At 63.7% G+C, this 15,597-nt stretch carries 13 protein-coding genes and 1 tRNA gene; 2 read left to right on the top strand and 12 right to left on the bottom strand.

Going from position 1 to position 15,597, the window contains the following annotated elements; translation table 11 throughout:
• Positions 1–27: 27 nt before the first annotated feature.
• Positions 28–1,401 (bottom strand): P-loop domain-containing protein, encoded by a 1,374-nt coding sequence (locus HWN36_RS04295; protein ID WP_176788227.1) that lies wholly within the window; start codon positions 1,399–1,401, stop codon positions 28–30.
• Positions 1,402–1,495: 94 nt separating this feature from the next.
• Between HWN36_RS04295 and HWN36_RS04290 the strand changes: the two genes are divergently transcribed.
• Positions 1,496–2,269 (top strand): MBL fold metallo-hydrolase, encoded by a 774-nt coding sequence (locus HWN36_RS04290; RefSeq protein ID WP_176788226.1) that lies wholly within the window; start codon positions 1,496–1,498, stop codon positions 2,267–2,269.
• Positions 2,270–2,271: 2 nt separating this feature from the next.
• A complete protein-coding gene (locus tag HWN36_RS04285; RefSeq protein WP_176788225.1) occupies positions 2,272–3,909 on the top strand; it encodes an ATP-dependent DNA ligase in 1,638 nt (545 codons plus the stop codon).
• Here the strand turns inward: HWN36_RS04285 and HWN36_RS04280 are convergent.
• The 11 genes from HWN36_RS04280 to serA form a co-directional block, all read right to left on the bottom strand.
• Positions 3,896–4,687 carry a hypothetical protein gene (locus HWN36_RS04280; protein ID WP_176788224.1) on the bottom strand — a complete coding sequence of 264 codons (792 nt, stop codon included), beginning with the start codon at positions 4,685–4,687 and terminating at the stop codon, positions 3,896–3,898. The genes HWN36_RS04285 and HWN36_RS04280 overlap by 14 nt on opposite strands.
• Before the next feature lie 50 nt (positions 4,688–4,737).
• Positions 4,738–5,886 carry a hypothetical protein gene (locus tag HWN36_RS04275; protein WP_176788223.1) on the bottom strand — a complete coding sequence of 383 codons (1,149 nt, stop codon included), beginning with the start codon at positions 5,884–5,886 and terminating at the stop codon, positions 4,738–4,740.
• A gap of 6 nt (positions 5,887–5,892) precedes the next feature.
• A complete protein-coding gene (locus tag HWN36_RS04270) occupies positions 5,893–6,921 on the bottom strand; it encodes a DUF2117 domain-containing protein (protein ID WP_176788222.1) in 1,029 nt (342 codons plus the stop codon).
• Positions 6,908–7,789, bottom strand: a complete 882-nt coding sequence (locus HWN36_RS04265) for a hypothetical protein (protein ID WP_176788221.1) — start codon at positions 7,787–7,789, stop codon at positions 6,908–6,910. The genes HWN36_RS04270 and HWN36_RS04265 overlap by 14 nt, the downstream gene beginning before the upstream one ends.
• A gap of 51 nt (positions 7,790–7,840) precedes the next feature.
• Positions 7,841–9,658, bottom strand: a complete 1,818-nt coding sequence (locus HWN36_RS04260) for a YgiQ family radical SAM protein (RefSeq protein ID WP_176788220.1) — start codon at positions 9,656–9,658, stop codon at positions 7,841–7,843.
• 36 nt (positions 9,659–9,694) lie between these two features.
• Positions 9,695–10,201 (bottom strand): hypothetical protein, encoded by a 507-nt coding sequence (locus tag HWN36_RS04255; protein WP_176788219.1) that lies wholly within the window; start codon positions 10,199–10,201, stop codon positions 9,695–9,697.
• A gap of 104 nt (positions 10,202–10,305) precedes the next feature.
• A complete protein-coding gene (locus HWN36_RS04250) occupies positions 10,306–11,061 on the bottom strand; it encodes an energy-coupling factor transporter transmembrane component T family protein (RefSeq protein WP_176788218.1) in 756 nt (251 codons plus the stop codon).
• On the bottom strand, positions 11,010–12,425 hold the full coding sequence (locus HWN36_RS04245; RefSeq protein WP_246269845.1) for an ABC transporter ATP-binding protein: 1,416 nt from the start codon (positions 12,423–12,425) through the stop codon (positions 11,010–11,012). Before HWN36_RS04245 ends, HWN36_RS04250 begins: the two co-directional genes overlap by 52 nt.
• Entirely contained in the window at positions 12,422–12,946 is a 525-nt protein-coding gene (locus HWN36_RS11955; protein WP_004037845.1) for a hypothetical protein, read from the bottom strand. Before HWN36_RS11955 ends, HWN36_RS04245 begins: the two co-directional genes overlap by 4 nt.
• A 767-nt stretch (positions 12,947–13,713) precedes the next feature.
• Positions 13,714–13,787: transfer RNA gene (locus HWN36_RS04240), tRNA-Val, on the bottom strand.
• Between the two features lie 121 nt (positions 13,788–13,908).
• A complete protein-coding gene (gene serA / locus HWN36_RS04235; RefSeq protein ID WP_176788217.1) occupies positions 13,909–15,504 on the bottom strand; it encodes a phosphoglycerate dehydrogenase in 1,596 nt (531 codons plus the stop codon).
• Positions 15,505–15,597: the final 93 nt, after the last annotated feature.

Below are 15,597 nucleotides of genomic sequence, written 5' to 3'. Positions count from 1 at the left end.
TGACCGGGTTCTCCTCTCTCTCCTCTCTCACCGCCCCTGCTCTTTCTCGGCCATCTGAGTGCATTGTTCGAGATATTCCAGATATGCCGCCCTGAAGGCCGCAGGAGCGATCGCCCCGGCGCCGTGCCCTCGCAGCACCATGATCCGGTCGGCTCGGGCGATCAGGGAGTCCAGCGACGAGGTGGCAACGATGCAGGCGGTCTCGCCGATGGCATCCCGCCGCTTGGCCAGAATCTCCGCCAGGGGTGTTACGTCCTCCTCCTGCAGGGTGCTCCTGACCAGCAGGTTTGCCGCCGCCCGGTCCTCATCGATGAGCAGGAGCGGCGCCCCCTCCCGCGCGGCCGCCCCCACCTGCACGGCCATTGTCATCGAGCCACTCCCCTGACCGAATGCTGCTTTCGGTGTCCCGCTCATGCCCGGCGGCAGGCTTCCAAAAAAGAGGCTCACATCGGCGCTGCTGAGGTGCTGCCCGCCCGCCTCGGCCGTGCGTGCGCCCCTGACCGTGACGACCAGTTCGCGACCGTCTCCTGCGGCGTGGTCGTCCTCGCCGGCGCGGATGGCGTTGAGGAGGGTGGTCTTCCCCTGCGCGTTCGAGCCCGCGATGGCGAGCACCTCGCGCCGCCGTATCCCGAGGCCCGTGATCCTCCTGCCGCTTGCCGGGAGCTCGATCTCGATCGGTCCGATCCCTTCAGGGCAGAGGAAGGGGATATGCACCCCCTCCTTTGGGCCGGCCACGCGGTGGTGCTGGCGGAAGCGGGTGTACGATCGTGCCGGGAGCGTGCCGTCGCCGATAAAGCAGACGAGTCCCATCGAGGGCAGGTGCGCTCTGAGGAGTTTCTGGTCGAGGGAGAGTGTTGCGGCGGCGGCGAGGTCGCCTACGGGAAGGCGGCGCATCACCTCCCCGATCCCCTCAGCAAGGGCCGCCACCGTCTCGGAGATCTCTCTGATCGCTCTCCCCTCGGGCGGCCCCGGATAGGGGACGGCCCCGCGGGCGGTGCAGTGCAGTCCGTCGGGCAAAAACATGTTCTCCTCGTCCGGCTTCCAGAGCTCTGATCCGATCGCGGCGTCGGAGTGGACCAGGGTGACCGGCTCGATCCCGCCTGCATAGCGCGCTGGCCGCTCCGTGTCGAGGGCGCCGAGAGGGCGCAGGCGCGTATCGGTGCAGGCGGCCCCCTTCACCGCCTCGATGATCGCCCAGACCGCGCCGTCCGCGCCTCGCGCATCGATCCCGTCCGGCAGGGGGCGCCGGACGAGGAGCGGCATGGCGAACTGGAGGGATGCGCCGTCAGGGGAGTGGACACAGTAGGCGTTTGTGCCCTCGCGGAGGCGCCGTCGATCGATGGCCTCTCCCGCCTCTGCAATGATCTGCCCTATTGCCCCCATCCAGCCCTCTCTGCCCATCAGTGATCTCTTCCGGGCCTGCAGGACTAATTTCTATCGATACCGCCAATGCGACACGAACCATGAATACCGGGTAATCCCAAACCTCTCTGCAATGAAGATCACCAGCCTTGCGAGCGGGAGCAAGGGAAACTGCATCTATGTCGAAGGGGATGAGGGAGCGCTCCTCGTCGACGCCGGGCTCACGGCAAAGGAGATTAAAAAACGCCTCTCTGACGCCGGGGGCGACGAAGGCCGCATCAGGGGGATCATGGTCACCCACGAGCACATCGACCACATCAGGGGCGTCGACGTCCTGGCCCGCCGTCTCGGCGTCCCGGTCGTCGGGACCGCAGGGACACTGGGGGCGTTTTCCTCGGCCCGTACGTCCTCAAAGCCGGTGGACCTGATCCGCGCCTTTCCTGGCGAGGCGCTGGACCTCGGCGGCTTCTCGGTCACCCCCTTCCTGACGGCCCACGACGCCGCCGAGCCCTGCGGCTACCGGCTCGCGGAAGGAGACGTCAGCCTCGGGTGCTGCCTGGATACCGGCATCGTCACCCCGGGGATCGAGCGGGTGCTCGCCCGTTGCGACGCCGTCGTCCTTGAGAGCAACCACTGTCCGCAGATGCTGGAGGAGGGGCCCTATCCGGAATTTCTCAAAAAACGGATCCGCTCGAAGCACGGCCACCTCTCCAACGCCGCCGCCGCCACCTGCCTGAGGGACATCGGCGGGAACCTCACGGCCGTCGTGCTCGCCCACCTCTCCGAGGTGAACAACACCCGGGATAAGGCGCTTCACTCTGCAGAAGACGGCCTCTGCCTCTTCCTCGACGGCATCGATCTCGTCGTCGGCACCCAGGATCGGGTCTCGGCAACGGTGAGGATCTGAGCATGGACTTTGCAGAGTTCTCCAGGATCTGCGAGGAGATCGAGGGGATCAGCGGGAGGCTTGAGATGATCGATGTCATCGCTGGAGTCCTGTCCTCACTCTCAAACGACGAGCTCCCGGTCTTCGTCAGGTTCGTGATGGGGCGGGTCTTCCCTGACTGGAGCCCGTTGAAACTCGGGATCGGGCCGAACCTCCTGTACGAGGCGGTCGGGTATGTCGCCGGCAGGAAGAAGGCGGCGGTGGTCGCCGCCGTCAACGAGACCGGGGACGTCGGTCTCGCCGTCGAGCGTCTGCTGGCGACGAAATCTCAGACCTCATTCTTCACAGAACCCCTGACGCTCACCGGCGTCTATGCCGACTGCACGCGGATCGCTACGACCGACGGAACCCGTTCGCAGCGGGAGAAACTCAGGATCATCGAGGGGCTGCTCGGAAACGCGGGGGCGCTCGAGGGGCGCTACCTCTCCCGCCTCCTCCTTGAAGAGCTGCGCATCGGCGTCGGGGAAGGGAATGTCAGGGACGCCGTCGCCCGCGCCTTTGCCGTGGACGTATCCCTGGTCGCCCACGCCCACCAGGCCTTAAACGACCTCGGCGAGGTCGCCCTCCTTGCCCGGCAGGGTGAAGAGGCGCTGCGCGCGGTGCGGATCGAGCCCTTCCGCCCGGTAAAGATGATGCTCGCCCAGCAGGGGACGATCGGCGAGATGGTGGCCGATCACGGGGCCGTGGCCGTCGAGTACAAGTACGACGGCACCCGCTTCCAGTTCCACAAGGTCGGGAAGGAGTGCAGGATGTACTCCAGAAAACTTGAGGACGTCACCGCGGCGGTCCCCGACGTTATCGAGGCCCTGGACCGGGCGATCCCGCACGACGTGATCGTCGACGGCGAGGTGATCGCCGTGAAAGACGGGCGCCCGCGCCCGTTCCAGTTTGTTCTCCAGCGTTTCCGGCGGAAACACGAGGTCGAGGAGGCGATCGGAAGGGTCGACCTCGTTCCGCATCTCTTCGACATCCTGTACCTCGACGGCGAGACCATCATCGACCGGCCCTTCTTCGAGCGCCGGAAGATCTTAGAAGAGACGGCATCGGCATACCTTGCCCCGCAGTGGGTGAGCGACGACGTCTCACGCCTGGAGGAGATCTATGCCGACGCCCTGGACGCCGGGCATGAAGGCGTGATGCTCAAGACCCTCGACGCCGCCTATACGCCTGGCGTGCGGGGAAAAAACTGGATCAAGATCAAACCGGCCGTCGACACCCTTGACCTGGCCGTTATCGGGGCAGAGTGGGGCGAGGGCCGCCGCGCCCGCCTCTTCGGTTCGTTCCTGCTCGCATGCCAGCAGGAGGGCGAACTCCTCCCGGTCGGCAAGGTGGCGACCGGCCTTTCAGACGAGAGCCTGGCTGCAATCTACGACCTCCTCAAAGACCTTGTCATCGCCGAGAAGGGCAAGGAGGTGGTCCTCGAACCAGCGGTCGTCTTTGAGGTCGGGTATGCAGAGGTCCAGAAGAGCCCCACCTATGCGAGCGGCTATGCCCTCAGGTTCCCGCGGTTTGTCAGGGTCAGGGAGGATAAGGGTGTGGACGAGGTGGAGACGGTGGACGGGATGCTGGAGAGGTACGAGCGCCAGCTCAAATTCGTATGACCCGGTAGGTCTGTCTGCTGATGTCCCCGTCCACGTATGCGTAATATTCTGAGCCGAAGCCCTCCACATTGGTGAAGGTGACCTCGCCGTTGAAATTGGTGTATTTTGTGTGGAACCGCACGCCGTCCCTGTGCTTGAGGACCACCTTTACATCGGCCGATGGCTCCATGCTCCGCCTGTCCTCGACCCTGAAGGAGAGGACCGGGTTTAATGGTTCGTCCGGTCTGTCGGCGGCGTTCTTCTTGAGAGATCCGCTTCCGGTCGGCATTGCGACCTCAGACTGCCTGACATAACCGCCGAAGTGCACCAGGAGAACCGATCCGAGAAGGAAAAATGCAGTCCCTGCCGCTCCGAAAAGGAGGAGCCCGGTGGTCATCGTGAGGCGCAGCGCCGGAAGGTACAGCGGGATCGTATCGGTGATGAGGTACAGGAAAAAGCCCTCTGTCCATGCAAAGAGGGTCAGACCCATAAATTGGGTGAGGAGCACCATGACGATGAAGATCAGGCACAGGCTTCCCAGTGCTACCAATCCAATGCCGGCGACCATGCCGGCGATCCGTACGATCGGCGACCTTCCGATGAATTTTTTCTCCCTTTTGACGACATGGTACAGGACGACGGCGAAGATGTTGAAGTAGAGGATCCCGCCGATAAAGAGGAGGAAGAGGTCGATGGTGGAGACGCTCTGCGCTGTCGGCATTGCCGTGGTATTTGCTGCGGACACCGCGGGCATGATCAGGCTAAAAATGAGGAGTGCGATCCCCGGAATGCGCATCATTTTTCTTCACCCTTAAAACTGATATTTTTTGTCTTTTCACTCATGGGCCGTTAAAAATCAAAGAGCGTTTTCTGCGAGATCATCTCTGGAATCAGTCTGCTCTTCTGCCGCCATCCGCGTTGCCCGATGGCGGCGTCGGTCAGGGCCATCGCGGCGTCCAGACTCTCGCACCGCGCCGGCCCGTTCTGCATTGCCGTCCTGGTGGCCTCCCTGATCACCCATGAACCGAGCGGGGCCCAGTAATCGCTGCCTGCATACCGCACGACCACGGCGCGCCCCGACCTCCCGGTCCTGGCCAGGTATTCGGCGACGGCCAGACGCGCCGCATAATACGCCCCTGCGATCGGGGAATAGCCCTGCTTTTTGAGCCCCTCTCCATCGGCGACGATGCTCTCCTCCTCTCCTGCCCAGAGGGAGCGGCGCCCCCATATCTCGATCATCTCGAATCGCCAGTCCCCCGGCACCAGGATCACCGCCATCGTGTTCCCGTAGAGCGTGGCGGTGAAGAACTCCACCTCGCCGAGGGGGGAGAAGCGACGGATCTGTTGTTTCAGCCCATTGCCGACGGTGTCGTCCACTGCCGTGATCGCCCACCTGGTCGGGACGATCCGCCGCTTTTTTCCGAGGAGCCCGGCGCTCATCAACTGCGAGATCTGGTAGACGTCGACCCCCTCGGTGCCGAGGGCCGTGCAGGCGGCCGTCGCGGGAAGGTCGGTGTCAGAGGTGATCCGGTCGACGCTCCGGCTGACGCGGGCGTTGTCGATCAGGTCGAGTTTCTTGATGCTGCCTGAGAGCCCGACCGGGGTGATGGTGCCGTCGAACCTGAGGTCGAAACTGACCGGACGCTCGAAGGCCGCTTCGACGTCGAGGGGTGTGGACGAGAGGGCGATCTCCTGGATCTCTCCCCTGACCGCATCGACACCGGCCGAGCCCCTGATCGTCTGCGCCCTGATCCCGACGATATCCTCGATCGAGAGTCCCTGTGCCACCCAGACCCGTGGTGCGTCCGGGTCGGCGGTCATCAGGGGGCCGGCCGAAACAGCGGGGTAACCATAACTGCCCACGAAGACGGAGGGCGCCCTGCCCATGTAGCTCGCGCCCCTGGCTGCGGTGCGCACCTGGGCGTGGAACCTGTTCATGATCGGGCACTTCGGAAGCCCGCAGAGGAGTCTTCCCTTGCATTCGGCACACCGCATCATGACTCTTCACCTGAGATCGAGGGCCGGGCGGACCCCGTCCCCCATCGCCTCCAGCACGCCTTCCACCCAGGCAGACCACGCCGTCTCATGGTCGGGGATCAGCCCTGCGATCATAAGGCCGATCTCGTCGTCGCGCCCGGCGACCGCCTCCAGGACGAGCGATCCTGCGGGAAACGCCCCGCCAACCACGCCGTCAGGATCCCCGTCGGTGACCCCCAGGACCGGGATGCCGAGGTGGCCGGCGATATGCCCGGCGACGGAGGTGGTATCGTCGCCGATCGCCAGAACGCCGCAGGTGGCCGGTGTCACCAGGTCATAGAAGCGGTGGGCGCAGTGGTCGAGGAGGACGACCCTGCCGCTCTTTCCCGGGGCGGTCACCTGCGCCGGGGCCTTCTGCCTGATATGGCCGCTCTTGCACCATGCGGCGGCGAGATCGATCCGGCCGGTCCGGTGGAGTTTTTCAAGGCCGTGGGGCTTGACGTCCAGCCCTGATACCGCCTCGATCCCTCCCCCGGCATCACGGAGGAGGACCTCTGTCGCCGTCGCCCTGCCGATCACGATCCCGTTCACGCAGACCGGTTCGCCGGGCAGGCACCCGCGTATCGTCCTGAAGGCCCCGCGGGGCCGGGCCGCCGCAGTGGCCTCGACGATCCCGTAGCCGAGCGTCCGGGCCAGGTCTCCGGCGAGCGCCTGATCGCCGCCGTTCCAGCAGAAGACCGTTTCAGAGGAGCATTCGAGATGGACCGGGCCACCTTTCAGTCTCCCGGCCACGATCTCGCCGAAGACCCTTCCCGACTCGGGCGTCTTACCCCGGTTGAGGAGGAAGGCGGGTCCGCTGAGATGGGCAAAGACCATGCTCGGGGGGACGCCGCAATATTCGCAGGCGACTCCCGACTCTTCGGCTGCGGTCCGTCCCATCACCCCTGAGACAAGAACCCGGCACGGTCCGAGGGCGTCCAGCAGGCGGCCTACGTCTCCCCTGTCGAAGGGTTCGGGGCCGTGGACGACCATGACGGGCCTGTCACCTGATATCATTCTGATCCTTTCCGCTCTGAAGAGAGAAAAAGCGTGGCGATGGGGATGTGTCCCCGTGGAAATACCTCCCTTCGCCGGTGGAGAGCGTCCCCCTGACCCTTCGCCATCCATTTTCCCCCTGGGTATCCGCCAGGATCAGGTCGGTGTAGGCGTTCGAGGACCACCCGAGCAGCCACCACTCGTTCGACCCGGAGAACCTGATGGAGAGGGTGAGGTTTGCCCCGGCCGGTGCGTCGCGGGAGAGGTAGAGGGGACAGTCATAGGTGTAGTTCCTCCCGTCCGCCGACGGCGCGAGATTCCCCTTCGGGGCAAGCACCGGTTCGGTATCGAGGGGGTGCTTCGTGTCGATCGGCCCTGCGTCCAGGTCGGCCGTATAATAGGTGATGCCCGCCTCCACCGCCGCCCCGAACGAATAGGGGAGGAGGACCGGTGTGGTGTCTGAATATGCAGACGAATACGTGACCGTCACCGCCCCGGCGGGCTCCTCCCCGGCGGTGACGGCGATCGGCCTGGGCGCATACCGTGGAAGGATCTCTGCGGCGGCGACGACCAGCATCGGCGTCCCGTCCACCCCGGTTATCGAGAGGTTCCAGTCGTCGGGGACGCCATAGCCTCCGCTCTCGCTCAGGATCTCGCCGATGGCCGAGGTGTCGTTATGCACCGGCAGGGGAATGATCAGGGTGACGTTTCTGAGGGCGGCATCGGTGGTGAGGGAGACATCGTAACGATAAGTGCCGGCGATCTCGGTCTTTCCCTCCTGCAGCGTCGCCGCCTGATAGAAGAGCGCCGCACCGGCGAGGAGCAGTACGAGAATGATAGCCGCAAGCCCTCCGAGGGCATATGCGATGATCTTCGTCCACCTCTTCATCGGCCTGCTCCTGGTCTATGCACCATACCGGGAACGCCGCTGGCGTCCCCCTCACCTCTTTCTTCCGGTCAGCTCCCCCCGGACGCCGCCTGCCCTCTGCACCAGGCACTGCCATGTCGTCCCGATCAGGTCCTCGCGCCCGGCCGCTTTCAGCCCCTCGATGACGAGGCTGCGGTTTTTTGGATCGCGATACTGGAGGAGCGCCCGCTGTATCTGCTTTTCCCTCCCCTTGGGGACATGGACCGGTTCCATGGTGGCAGGGTCGATGCCGGTGGCGTACATGCAGGTGGAGCGCGTCATCGGCGTCGGGGTGAAGTCCTGCACCTGCTCGGTGTACAGGCGGTTGTCCCTGATGTATTCGGCGAGTTCGACGGCGTCGGCAAGGGTGCATCCCGGGTGACCGGAGATGAAGTACGGGAGGATGTACTGCTCTTTTCCGGCGTTCCGGCTTGCTTCTGCATACCGCTCCCTGAACCTGTCGAATATCTCCCTGCCGGGCTTGTTCATCAGTCTGGTCACCCCGGCGGCGACGTGTTCTGGGGCGACCTTGAGGTGGCCTGAGACGTGGTGGGCGCAGACCTCCTCGAGGTAACCGGCGTCGTCGGCCAGTGCCAGGTCGAAACGGATCCCGGAGGCGATGAACACTCGCTTTACCCCGGGGATCTCCCTGAGCTCCCTGAGCAGCCTGACCTGCCGGGCATGCGAGGTCTGCAGGTTCGGACATTCCGGGCTGCAGCGGCGGTCAGGGCAGGCGCCTTTCGTCTCCCACTGCGGGCAGAAGAGGCCGTACATGTCCGCGGTAGGGCCGCCGACGTCCTGGATGGTCCCGCCAAATCCGCGCATCCGTGCGAGGCGCCGGGCTTCGGCGACGATCGAGGCCTGGCTCCGGCTCTGGATGATCCGCCCCTGGTGGTGGGTGAGGGCGCAGAACGAACAGGAGCCGAAACAGCCGCGGTGGGTGGTGATCGAGAAGCGCACCGGTTCGAGGGCCGGAACAGGCTCGCGGTACGAGGGGTGGGCGGCGCGGGCGTACGGGAGTTCGTAGACCCGGTCGAGTTCGGCAGGGGAGAGCGGGAGGGCCGGGGGATACTGGACGATCACCGTCTTGGGGTGGGTCTGGACGACAGTCTTCCCCCGCACCGGGTCCTGCTCTGCTGCATGGAGGGCGAAGGCCCGCGCATACGCCTCCGGACTCTCCCTGACCCCGGGAAAGCCGGGGATGACGGCGTAGCCGCTCTGATCGATCTCGCGCCATTCGGCAGGAGGGATCCCGACCGCCGTCCCTCTGATCCCCCTGAGGCTCTGCCCGGCCGCGCACCGTGCCGCAATCTCCTCCATCTGCCGCTCGCCCATACCGTAGACCAGGACGTCAGCAGGGGCGTCGGCCAGGATCGATCCCCGCACGCTCTCTGACCAGTAATCATAGTGGGCGAACCGGCGGAGGCTTGCCTCAATACCGCCGATCACGATCGGGGTGCCGGGAAAGAGGGACCTGACCTTATTGGCGTAGACGATCACTGCCCTCTCCGGTCGTTTCAGTTTCCCCCCCGGAGAATAGGCGTCAGAGCTCCGTCGTTTCTTGTTCGGGGTGAAGGCGTTGACCATGGAGTCGACGTTCCCCGACGATATCCCGAAGAAGAGGCGCGGCCGGCCGAGGCGCAGGAAGTCTTCGGGGCGTGTCCAGTCGGGCTGGGCGATGATCCCGACGGTGTAGCCCGCTTCCCAGAGCACTCTCCCAATGACGGCCGTCCCGAAGGAAGGGTGGTCGACATAGGCGTCGCCCGAGATGAGAATCACGTCAAACTCTGAGATGCCGAGGGCTTTCGCCTCTTCAGGCGTCATGGGGAGGAATGCGGGCTGCGGGATCATCTAAGTTATCTCCCCTTCGGGCGGGAAAAAAGTGTGTTATGGTGCAGGGGCATAGGTGAGGACGATGCCCTGACCGTTCAGGGTCAGGGTGCCTGCCCCTTCGTCGAGGTAGAGGACACAATCCCCTTCAGCCGGGACAGCAAGGCGGTAGGCGCGCAGGTGCCCGACCCTGACGGCCGGGTCGTACGTCCAGGCGACCGCCCTGGCAGACACCACCTCGTCGGTGATCGTCGTCATCTCCCCGGTCCCCCCGGCGGTCAGCAGGAGATGCCCGGTGGACGACCCCTGCAAAATCCAGGTTCCCTCCACCGGGTCGGCCGAAGCCGGTTCTGGTGTGGGGGTAAGAATAACGGTCGGTTCTGGCAATGGTTCCGGGTCAGGTGTTGTTTTTACTGCCGGTTCCGGTGTCAAGGCCGTCGTCTCCGCGGCCGGGGAGGGCACCGTCTCCGCACTGCCGCCGACCCCTCCTGCGGCGATCATGAAGACGAGTATGAAGACAAAGGCTGTTATCGTAATGATCCTGAGCGCCGTCTCACCGTTCATGGTCTGATATCATTTGGGTGCAAATATAAATGTGCCGCTTCTCTCTTTATCGATTTATGCTGTATTTTTCTCAAAAAAAGATGATATGATCGGTTCTGTCCGTTTCACCCGATCAGGGTGAGGGCGCAGAAGCACATGGCAAGGCCCGAGATGCCGGCGACGAGAAGGAGGTCGGGCCGGCCGAAGGTGCGGGTTCCTGATGCGGAGAGCCGCGTGCGCAGCCCCCGCAGATCGATGGTCAGGCCGATTACCTCGGCCTTTCCGAGCGCATTTGCGATGAGCGGGACGAGCACCGGGACCAGGCCGCGCACCTTTCCGCCGATGCCCCCGCCTGGAGAGAAGCCCCGCGCCGCCTGGGCCTCCTGGATCTTCTTTCCCTCGATCTGGAGGTGCGGGATGAACCGCAGGGCGATCAGGGCCATCAGGGCATAGTCGGCCGGGAACTTCAGCGTCCTGAGGGCGCCCACGAGTGCGGTCGGCATCGTCGTCGCCACCAGCACCTGGAAGGCGAAGATCATGGCGCAGAAGCGCAGAGCAAGGGCAAGGCCGAACGAGACGGCGCCTGCGGTGACAACGATTGGCCCGTCCAGGATCACGTCCCCGATCTGGAGGGTGAGGACGGTGATCAGGATGAGGAAACCCCCGAGGAAGGCGAGAAGGGGGACCTGCCGGAGCAGATCCCGCCCGAAGCCGCCCGCGATGCCGAGGGCAAGGATGGCTGCGGTCATGCCGGCCAGGAAGGCCGGGTCTGCAGAGAGGACGGCAAGAATGACGACCGCCGTTACACCTGCGATCTTGGTGATCGGGTTCATCCGGTGGAGGATGCTGTTGCCGTTTCTGTACTGGAAGATCTCCTGCATGTCGTCTCACCTCCTGCCGGTCCGTCCGTCATGATTGCTCCCCCTTCCATTGTGATGATCCGGTCGGCGTAGCGCCGGGCGAGGGCATGGTCGTGGGTGACCATGATCACGGTCACGCCCGTATCCTGCAGGCGCCGCAGGTGGTCCATGACGATCCCGGCCTCGTCCGGCGAGAGCCCGGTGGTCGGTTCGTCGAGGACGATCACCTCCGGCCCCATGGCGAGCACGCAGGCGACGGCGAGGCGCTGCCGCTCCCCCCGCGAGAGGTGGCGGGGATAGGTGTCTTTTCGGTCGAGGAGACCGACGGCCATGAGGGCCGACCTGACCGAGCCTTCCGGGTCAGGTACGCCGGCGTTGCGCGCCCCGAAGGCGACCTCTCGCTCTGCCGTCTCCTCGAAGAGCATGGTGTCCGGGTTCTGGAAGACGAGCCCTACCTTCCGGGCGAGGGCGTGGACCGGGTGGCGCCGGGTGTCCATGCCGCAGACTTCGACCGAACCGCCGTCAGGTTTCAACAGTCCGTTGAGGTGGCGGATCAGGGTGGTCTTGCCCGAACCGTTCTCGCCGGTGACGGCGACGAACTCGCCCGCCCTGATGAGGAGGTCGATCCCCCTGAGGGCGAAGCCCGCGCCGTAGCGGTGGGTGAGGCCGGCGATCCTGACGACGGGCTCGCCGGTGGGCGGGACGATGGCCGCCCTCGTCTCTTCAGGCGCCTGGGGCGCCGGTCCGGCGATGCGTCCGGCCTCGAGCCTGATCACACGGTCGGCGATCTCGCAGAATGCGCCGGGCGTGTTCTCTACCAGGAGGATTGCCCGTCCCTCGCCTTTCATGTCTGCAAGGATCGCCGCGATGCGCCCGGCACTGGCAGGGTCGAGTTCGGCTGCAGGTTCGTCGAGGATCAGGGCCGGGCGGCCCCCTGCAACCGCCGCGGCGAGAACGGTCCGTTGCTTTTCGCCGCCTGAGAGGGTGTGGGGCGCCTGTTCGCTGTGTCGGCTGAGGCGGAAGCAGTCCAGGATCTCTCCGATGTCCGTCCCCTCTGCGCAGGCCGACCTGATCTCCTCCCCCACGGTGGAGAAGATGAGCTGGGCGTCGGCGTCGTCGAAGACCATGCCGATCGCCCCTGCGATCTCCTCCATGCCCTGGTAGTCTCCTGCATTCCTGCCGGCAATCCTGATCGAGCCCTCGATCCGGCCGCCGTACTCATGGGTAAGGATGCCAGCCACCGCCCGGCAGAGGGTGGTCTTGCCGGCGCCGGTCGGTCCGGTGACAAGCACCAGTTCGCCCGGCCTGACGGTGAGGTCGATCCCCCTGAGGGCGGGGGCCGGCGCTCCCGGATAGGTGAAGGTGAGGCCTCTGACCTCGATCATTCCTGCCCCCGGGTGAGCGCCCGCGAGGCCGGGATATAGAGAGCCTGGGCGATGACGGCGTTCACGACGGCGGTGCCGATGACGATCGGGATGGTGACGGCGGCGAATGCTCCGATGGAGGCATACTTCGTCAGGATCACCGGTGCGACGCCGAGGATGGCGATGATCACGAACATCGATCCCGAAGCGGCGGTGGCGATGAAGGTGGCGAGACCGGGTGCAATGGCGATACGTCCCCTGAGCGCGAGGAAGGCGCCGAGGCAGACGAGTGCGCCGACCGGTTCGCTGATCAGGTTTGCGGGCGGGAAGACCGAATGGCTGATCAGGGCGCAGATGATCCCGGCGACGATGCCGATGCCGAGGGCCTCGCCCAGGGCCGGGACAATGAGGATGATCGCAAGGCAGTAGAAGGCGATCACCAGGTTCGAGACGATCGGACCCGGGATCACCAGGGAGAGGTAGCGCACGATGGCGCCTGATGCGAGCAGGATTCCTGCAATGGCAATGTGCTGTGACTTCATGATATCTTCTTGTATGGGGGGTATTCATCGGGCGGTGCGGACAGAGATGGGCGGCGGTCACCAGCGCCAGTGCGCGGGGGTGGATGTGGTGATGCCCTGCCAGCGGCGCCGAGGGTCGGATTTATTTTGCTGCATACTCTGCATTATTGTATATTGTTATACACAGATGTATATTAAATGTGCGGAGTCCTCGCGTGCACCGCATCTGTCGAAAAAAGAGCGAACGCTCTATGGGAAGTGCCGGGTACGGCCGGATGAAATCAGCGTTCGGATGTCGCGCACGCGGCCCCGGCGACCGGGGGCGCGCAAAAAAAAGATCAGATGGATCCGGTTCGGGGACCGGGAAGGGCAGGTGCCTTTTTCCTCGTGGATGTTCCGGACTCACCGCTTTCTGCGTCTTTTATCCATGAAGTCGTCGAAATCGATTTCATCATCGAAATCGTTGTAAGATGACTGCTTTCGTCCGCTGCCCGATTCCCAGTCTTTCATCTGGTTTTTGATATTTTTTGTCCCAGATCTGGACATATTTTGAGGTTATGTGTACCGATTTATAAATTTGATCGTTGGGTGGTATGGATAGGATATCTGGATCCGGGGATGGTGTGGATGGGGATTATGGCGGTTATCTGGTCTGGGTGGGGGTGGCGATGGTTTCGAGGGGTGAGGTCGGCATCGATCGAGGATTCATGGCCGCGATGAATTATAATGGCACTTGTTTTGGGTGTAATATTTCCGATTGGTTCCGTTTTGGAACAGAAAAAGAAGTATGGGCCCGCTGAGATTCGAACTCAGGACCTCCGCCATGTCAAGGCGACGTCATAGCCAGCTAGACCACGAGCCCTTGCTGTCTGATACTCAGACTCTCTATATGTTGAACGTTGTTTGATATAAATGTTGTTGGTGGCGGTGTTTTCTGAATAAAAAGGGTACGTGGGTGCAATCCCCACGCGCACACGATCGGATCAGAGTTTTGCAAACTTTGCGGAGAAGATCCCGACCTTCGTCCTGATCTCTTCCATGACCGCCTGGGGAACCTCGGCGTCCACGTTCAGGACCATGATTGCCTCCTCGCCGCGCTTGACCCGGCCGACCTGCATGCCGGCGATGTTGATCTCGGCCTCGCCCAGGATCGTGGACGCCCTCCCGATCACGCCGGGCTTGTCGAGGTGGCGGGAGATGATCACGCGCCCCTCCGGAACCATGTCCATCGTGTAGCCGCCGATCGAGGTGATCCTGATCCGGTCCTTCGAGAAGACGGTGCCGGATACGGTCTCTTCCATCGTGTCAGTCTTCACCCTGAGGGTGATCAGGTTCTTAAAGCCCTGCGCCGCCTCGGTGACGGTTTCTGCAACCCTGATCCCCCGCTCCCTGGTGACATACTCCGCGTTCACGAAGTTCACCGGCTCGCGCAGGATCGGGTCGAGCAGCCCTTTCAGGATGCTACGGGTGATGTAGCGGGTGAAGCGGTTCTTCGAGAGATCTCCGCCATAGATGACCTCGACTGCCTCCATCCTGCCCTCGATGAGCTGGACGAGCAGCCTGCCCATCTTCTCGCCGAGGACGGCGTAGGGCTCCATCAGTTCCTGCTGGTCGGGCGGGACCATCGGGACGTTCACCGCGTACTTCGCAGGCTCCCCGGCGAAGACGGCAAGGCACTGCTTTGCGACCGAGACGGCGACGTTCTTCTGCGCCTCCACCGTGCTCGCCCCCAGGTGCGGGGTCACGATCACGTTGTCGAGCGTCAGCAGCGGCGAATCGAAGGGTGGTTCGTTCTCAAAGACGTCGAGGGCAGCGCCCGCGATCTTCCCGGAGACCAGGCCGTCGTACATCGCTTTCTCGTCGATGATCCCGCCGCGAGCGCAGTTGATCAGCCTGACGCCGTCCTTCATCGTGGCGATCCGCGCCGCGTTGATCAGGTGCTTTGTCTCAGGCGTCAGCGGGGTGTGCACCGTGATGAAATCGGCGACCTTCACCAGCTCGTCCGCATCCATCAGCTCGACCCCCATCTGGGCGGCGTTCTCCTTGGTGATGAAGGGATCGTAGCCCACCACCTTCATGTCCATGGCGATCACCCGCTTCGCAATCTCCCGGCCGATCCGCCCGAGGCCCATGATCCCGAGGGTCTTCTCGTTCAGTTCGACCCCCATGAACTTCGAGCGCTTCCACTCCTTCTTCTTCAGGGACGCCGTCGCCTGCGGGATGTTCCTGGCCATCGAGAGCATCATGGCGATCGTGTGCTCGGTCGCCGCCATCGTGTTTCCCGAGGGGGCGTTCGCCACCGGGATGCCGCGGCGGGTTGCGGCCTCGGTATCGATATTGTCGACGCCGGCCCCTGCGCGCCCGATAAACTTCAGGTTCGTTCCTGCTTCGATCACCGCCGCCGTGACCTCGGTTCCGCTCCTGACCAGGATTGCGTCATAATCCTTGATGACATCGATCAACTGCTCTTCGGTGAGATCTGTGCGGACGTCGACGTCGCACGTCTCCCTGAGGATCTCTATGCCTTCTTCAGCCAGCGGATCGCTGACAAGGACTTTGAATTTCAATCTAAACCCCATAGTGTATGGAACCCTGCAGGTATTCATGTTTTTTTATGTTCGGTCTGCTCTGTTCGAAAGGGCAGCGAATGGTTGGATCAATTATAAAATACT

This window comes from Methanofollis tationis, assembly GCF_013377755.1.
GTDB lineage: Archaea > Halobacteriota > Methanomicrobia > Methanomicrobiales > Methanofollaceae > Methanofollis > Methanofollis tationis.
This window is presented reverse-complemented; position numbering and strand designations above follow the sequence as displayed.

Coding starts and splice junctions, on each gene's coding strand:
- HWN36_RS04275 (WP_176788223.1), bottom strand. CDS start 5,886: ATGATGCGGTGTGCCGAATGCAAGGGAAGACTCCTCTGCGGGCTTCCG.
- HWN36_RS04265 (WP_176788221.1), bottom strand. CDS start 7,789: ATGAAGAGGTGGACGAAGATCATCGCATATGCCCTCGGAGGGCTTGCG.
- HWN36_RS04290 (WP_176788226.1), top strand. CDS start 1,496: ATGAAGATCACCAGCCTTGCGAGCGGGAGCAAGGGAAACTGCATCTAT.
- HWN36_RS11955 (WP_004037845.1), bottom strand. CDS start 12,946: ATGAAGTCACAGCACATTGCCATTGCAGGAATCCTGCTCGCATCAGGC.
- HWN36_RS04295 (WP_176788227.1), bottom strand. CDS start 1,401: ATGGGCAGAGAGGGCTGGATGGGGGCAATAGGGCAGATCATTGCAGAG.
- HWN36_RS04250 (WP_176788218.1), bottom strand. CDS start 11,061: ATGCAGGAGATCTTCCAGTACAGAAACGGCAACAGCATCCTCCACCGG.
- HWN36_RS04245 (WP_246269845.1), bottom strand. CDS start 12,425: ATGATCGAGGTCAGAGGCCTCACCTTCACCTATCCGGGAGCGCCGGCC.
- HWN36_RS04255 (WP_176788219.1), bottom strand. CDS start 10,201: ATGAACGGTGAGACGGCGCTCAGGATCATTACGATAACAGCCTTTGTC.
- HWN36_RS04260 (WP_176788220.1), bottom strand. CDS start 9,658: ATGATCCCGCAGCCCGCATTCCTCCCCATGACGCCTGAAGAGGCGAAA.
- HWN36_RS04280 (WP_176788224.1), bottom strand. CDS start 4,687: ATGATGCGCATTCCGGGGATCGCACTCCTCATTTTTAGCCTGATCATG.
- HWN36_RS04270 (WP_176788222.1), bottom strand. CDS start 6,921: ATGATATCAGGTGACAGGCCCGTCATGGTCGTCCACGGCCCCGAACCC.
- serA (WP_176788217.1), bottom strand. CDS start 15,504: ATGGGGTTTAGATTGAAATTCAAAGTCCTTGTCAGCGATCCGCTGGCT.
- HWN36_RS04285 (WP_176788225.1), top strand. CDS start 2,272: ATGGACTTTGCAGAGTTCTCCAGGATCTGCGAGGAGATCGAGGGGATC.